Origin of the sequence: Bacillus sp. B4EP4a (genome assembly GCF_006680105.1) — a bacterium.
Classification (GTDB): domain Bacteria; phylum Bacillota; class Bacilli; order Bacillales; family DSM-1321; genus Peribacillus; species Peribacillus simplex_E.
The window spans coordinates 1-201 of record NZ_VHIK01000080.1; the positions used below are offsets into that span (position 1 = coordinate 1).

Genomic DNA, 201 nt, shown 5'->3' on the forward strand with positions numbered 1-201 from the left:
CAATGTTCGGAGTGCGGAACCCATATCACGGAACAAGCTGAATCCTACTTAATGGAATGTGACTACTGCCTTTCCAAACGCGAAGACTGATTAAACCAAATCAAAAAGGAGGAATCATCATGCAAACTAAAAACCCATTGGAATTCTTCAGGACTCTGCCGCCTAAACAATGTTCGGAGTGCGGAACCCATATCACGGAAC

2 protein-coding genes are annotated in these 201 nt (G+C 44.3%); both read left to right on the top strand.

Going from position 1 to position 201, the window contains the following annotated elements:
- Positions 1 to 90 (top strand): protein YhfH (gene yhfH, locus FNK51_RS25815; protein ID WP_141995187.1); only part of this gene is annotated, 90 nt, incomplete at its 5' end.
- Between the two features lie 29 nt (positions 91 to 119).
- The coding region (gene yhfH / locus FNK51_RS25820; RefSeq protein ID WP_141995188.1) for a protein YhfH at positions 120 to 201 on the top strand (82 nt) is incomplete at its 3' end.